The sequence below is a fragment of the Streptomyces sp. CLV115 genome (genome assembly GCF_038448545.1).
In the GTDB taxonomy this organism is placed as follows: domain Bacteria; phylum Actinomycetota; class Actinomycetes; order Streptomycetales; family Streptomycetaceae; genus Streptomyces; species Streptomyces sanglieri.
On record NZ_JBCEWQ010000297.1, the window covers coordinates 1 to 3,846 of the forward strand.

5 protein-coding genes are annotated in these 3,846 nt (G+C 67.2%); 4 read left to right on the forward strand and 1 reads right to left on the reverse strand.

Annotation, left to right across the window (positions count from 1 at the left end):
* The 4 genes from AADR41_RS41435 to AADR41_RS41450 form a co-directional block, all read left to right on the forward strand.
* Positions 1-1,682: YwqJ-related putative deaminase (locus AADR41_RS41435; protein ID WP_342287587.1), on the forward strand; the 1,682-nt coding region annotated here is incomplete at its 5' end.
* Between the two features lie 29 nt (positions 1,683-1,711).
* Positions 1,712-2,188, forward strand: coding sequence for an SUKH-3 domain-containing protein (locus AADR41_RS41440; protein WP_342287589.1), 477 nt, complete (start codon positions 1,712-1,714; stop codon positions 2,186-2,188).
* A 13-nt stretch (positions 2,189-2,201) separates the two neighbouring features.
* Positions 2,202-2,567, forward strand: coding sequence for a YwqJ-related putative deaminase (locus AADR41_RS41445; RefSeq protein ID WP_342287591.1), 366 nt, complete (start codon positions 2,202-2,204; stop codon positions 2,565-2,567).
* Positions 2,568-2,669: 102 nt separating this feature from the next.
* A complete protein-coding gene (locus AADR41_RS41450; protein WP_342287593.1) occupies positions 2,670-3,452 on the forward strand; it encodes a hypothetical protein in 783 nt (260 codons plus the stop codon).
* A gap of 174 nt (positions 3,453-3,626) precedes the next feature.
* On the opposite strand, the gene AADR41_RS41455 is transcribed toward AADR41_RS41450, so the two are convergent.
* A partial coding sequence (locus AADR41_RS41455) for a hypothetical protein (protein ID WP_342287595.1) occupies positions 3,627-3,846 on the reverse strand: 220 nt, incomplete at its 5' end.

Here is a 3,846-nt window from a genome sequence, read left to right on the forward strand (position 1 = left end):
CCGGCAAAGCCGGAGCCGTCGCCAAGGTACTCTCCGTCGCCGGCAAGGCCGGCAAGGTCATCGACCCCATGACCTACATCGCCAAAGGCGCCGGCACCGGCCTCTCCAAGATCGGCGACATCACCAAGGGCCTCAAAGGCATCGGCAACATCGACATCCCCAAACTCCCCGACGATGCCATCACCATTCCCGAAGGCTCCCTCAAACTCTCCGACGGCACCTTCCACCTCCCCGAGGGCGCACCCGTCCCCGAGGGCGGGATCAAGCTCCCCGACGGGAACGTCAAGTTCCCCGACGACGTCCCCGTCCTGCCCGAGAACGCCACCAAGCTCCCCACCCACACCGACGCACCCGTCCAGTACTTCGACCACGAGGGCAACCTCCTCGACGAACACGGCGACATCGTCCAGAAGGCCGGGGACGCACCCAAGGAGCCCTCTCCCAACGCCCACCCGGACGGCACGGACCCCACCACCCCGCGCCCCGACACCCCGGTCAGGGAACCCGCCCTGGTCGGTGCCGGCGCCCACACCGCCGATGTCTCGGCCCACATCGGCGACAACGCCATCCACCTCGGCAGCGACCTCGGCGACACCGGCCGCTTCGCCGACGACCTCCCCGGCACCCGCAACCCCGCCGACAACCTGCCGGGCGGACACGCGGGCGACAACCTCCCGGGCGGACACGCCGACGACCTCGGCCACGGCCCCTCCGCGAGCCACGAACCGCCCAGCCCCCACAACGGCGGCCACAACGACGGCCCCGGAAACCACAACAACGGCGGCGGACACGGCGACGGCCCGCGAGGACCGCACGACCCGACCCCGCCCCACCACAACGACCACACCCCGAACGGCCACGCCGACGACGGCGTACGCCGTGGCACCGACGAGGGCGCCCCGCACCACGGATCCGACGACACGCTGCCGCACGAGGACGGTGTCCCGCACGAGGACGGTGTCCCCCACGACCCCGACGGCCCGAACGGCCCCGATGGCCCCGATGGCCCCGATGGCCCCGATGGTCCGGACCACCCCGGTGGCGACAGCCCGGGCAACGAGCCGCACGGCAAGCCCGTGGACCCCCAGCCCAGCTGGCACGGTCAGAGCGCGGACAAGATGCGGCACTACCGGCGACCCGCCCTGGACGTCTCGCACCTTCCCCTGAAGGATCAGCTGCCTCTGCTGGAGCGGGAGGCGTCCGCTCTCGCCGACGACGCGCTGAAGGCTCCGGCCGGAGCGGCACCCCCCGGCCTGAACCATCTCGAATCCGGCTGTGCCGGAAGTTTCCTGCACGACAACACGATCACCGCGCACAGCAGCACCACCAAGATGCACGGCCAGAAGCTCCCGAAGCGGCATGCCGTGCTCGACGACATCCTGAAGAACGTGGAAAAGACGCTTGAGGCCCAGGGGAAGAACAAGGGGATAGGGCACGGCAAGTGCGCCGAGATTTCACTGATCAGCGATCGATTGCATCAGATCGACCCCACCGGTAAATCGATTCGCACCATTGACGACGCCAAGGCCGCCCTGGAGGGGGGTGTGATGCATTCACGCCAGATCGGTGATCTCCGCGACCGCGTCACAGGGGAACTCGACCGTGTGCACAATGAATTCCTGCCCCCCTGCCGCACCTGCGAGCACGTACTGCCTCAGCTGGGCATTCGAGTACACTCGTAGCACCCCTGTTTCACGAAACGGAACAAACAGTGAACCATGAACAGCTGACACCCGAAGTGCGCGATTGGCTGACTGCGTGCGACTGGTCTCCGAGTCGTGATATCGGGGACGCTGCCGAGGAATTGATTCAGATTCGGCTGAAGGACGCCGAGCAGCACGGGGTGACCCTGATCCCGACGCCGCAGGCGGTTCGCGCCATCCGCAGCTACGGCAATCTGCGACTGGTTCATCCCACCGACCGGGAATCGGCGTGGATCATGAACCCGACGTTCGGGTACGACGGCGACGCCGCGCTCATCAAGGAGCTGGCCTTCGAACTCGGCACGGAACTCTTCCCCATCGGTTACGAGTCCCTCGAATACGGAATCATTCTGATCGACGAACAGGGCCGCTTCTTCGTTCTCCACCACACCGGTGGTTATTACATGGGAGCGAACGACGCAGATGCGTTTTCCAGGTTCCTGATCGGGGCCGACCCCCTGGACGCGGAGGACTTCTTTGTCTGAGCAATATCCCGCCGTGGCCTCCTCCCTGCTGATCGGCGGCCAGGTGGTCAGCCATACCAGCCTGGTCGGGGAAGGCACCGCCGATCTCCATCCGGCGATCCGGTCGTTCGTCGCCACACTGCCGGCCGACGTGAACAGACCGTTCACCGGTCGCTGCGCCGAATCCGCCCTGGTGTCCGACCAGTTGTGGGCGCTCGACGCGGCGCGGGGCGACGGCGGCACGACCACTCTCGACGAAGCCGCGCCGCACTTCGCGGGATCCGCCATCATCTCCAAGATGATCCGTGGCCAAGGGCACCCCGATCACGGCAGGACCACGGAGCCGTGCGAGGTCTGCCGGCTGCTGCTGCAGAAATTGGGTGTCCAGGTGATGGGCTGACGGGCGCCGGCGGGTTCCCCGGACGCCCCGCGGCTCGTGCGATGCCGACGGCGCGGCGAAGGCTGTTCCCCAGGAACCGCACCTGAAGGGGTTTGATCTTGAGTGAGCGCTGAGCCGCCACGCGCGGTCCTGGAACGGTTGCGCGCGGTCGACTGGTACGGCGACTGGGACCTGGCCGCCGGCCACTCGCGTTCCCGCGCCCTGCTGATGCGGGAGCACATGCGTCGCGCGGCGCTGTGGGCCCGGGCGTACGGCGCCGGTGAGAAGTGGCCCTTCTTCGACGTCACCGAGTTCGTCGATCCCGCGTTCCGGCTGGATCCGGAGGTCGAGTCCGAGCTGGAGGACTACGTGGCGCACAACGTCGGCACGCCGTCCACGGCGAGGACGTGCCGGGGCGCCGTGCGCTGGGCGGCGCTCCGGGCCGGGAGAGAGGTCGCCCTTCCGGAGCTCCCGGACCCGTACGAGCCGTTGCTGCTCATGTACGGGCGGGGCGGTGGCTACTCGATCGAGGAGTTCATCGACCTGTACGGAGTGATGATCCCGTACGGGAAGTTCGAGTCCAATCTCAACGCCGAGCCGTTCCTCACGCTGGCCCCGAGCACGCTCGACGCCCTCGATGCCGGGGCGGCCGGCAGGATCACGTACTACGCGAAGATCAGCGAGGGATACCCGCGCAGCGGTCCACGCGGCATCCTGCGACGGCGTCTCGTCGGCAGGGAGGCCAAGACGCACGACGAGGCCTTCACCCGTGCTCTTCGCTGGGAGCCGACGGAGTACCTCAGGCTCTACGAGCTCGGGCACAACGACATCGACCACGTGCAGATCTCCGAGCGGGAAGCGGCCGCGTTCATCGAATCGACGGTGAAACGGCTCGGCGGCTCGTGATGATCCACCGGATCGGCGGGCGGTCGGCCGTCGTTCATGGCCGTGTGCACCGCGTGAAGATCTGCCGGAGATCCTCGGTGCCCCTTCGCACCGGGAGGGCCCCCATCCTCCGTACTCCGGTCAAGTGCTCCGTTTCCGCACCTCATTGCCTGTGACGGCTATTCGGTGACCATGTCACAGCCTGTCCACAGGTCCGGGGTCCTCGATTGCCTTCGGCAACCCGGAGTTGATAGGGATGGTCAGCACATTTGTTTGCCCGGCCTGGTTGGGGGATTGAATGAAGTTCGACATGGGGGCGCAGGTTCTGACGAGTCTGTCGTCGAAGTCGCGTGGGTCGAGTGATGATCTGGGGACGTTGATTCGCCAGTTGTTGGAGGCGGCGGCGCCGTTGGAG